Annotated in this window: 1 protein-coding gene; it reads right to left on the bottom strand. The window is 70.1% G+C overall.

Features of this window, described 5'->3' with window-relative positions; all coding sequences use genetic code 11:
* The coding region (locus tag EN846_RS33945; protein WP_245518770.1) for a thiamine pyrophosphate-binding protein at positions 1-361 on the bottom strand (361 nt) is incomplete at both ends.

Below are 361 nucleotides of genomic sequence, written 5' to 3' on the forward strand. Positions count from 1 at the left end.
CCACCGCGTGCGGCGGGATCAGCGCCGCGCCCTCGACCTCATCGGCGACGATGTCCTCGGGCAGCTCCAGCAGCACCGGGCCTGGCCGCTCCTCTTGGGCAACCCGGAACGCCTCGCGGACGATGGTCGGGATCGTGCGCGCCGAGACGATCTGCCGCGCCTGCTTGGTCAGCGGCTTCATCGTGCTGACGATGTCGACGATCTGGAAGCGCGCCTGCTTGCTGGCAACGATGCCCTTCTGTCCGGTGATCAGGATCACCGGCCACGCACCGAGCAGCGCATAGGCGGCGCCGGTGGTGAAGTTGAGCGCGCCCGGGCCGAGCGTTGCCAGGCATACGCCCGGCTTGCCGGTCAGGCGGAC

This window comes from Mesorhizobium sp. M4B.F.Ca.ET.203.01.1.1, assembly GCF_004791025.1.
Lineage (GTDB): Bacteria > Pseudomonadota > Alphaproteobacteria > Rhizobiales > Rhizobiaceae > Mesorhizobium > Mesorhizobium abyssinicae.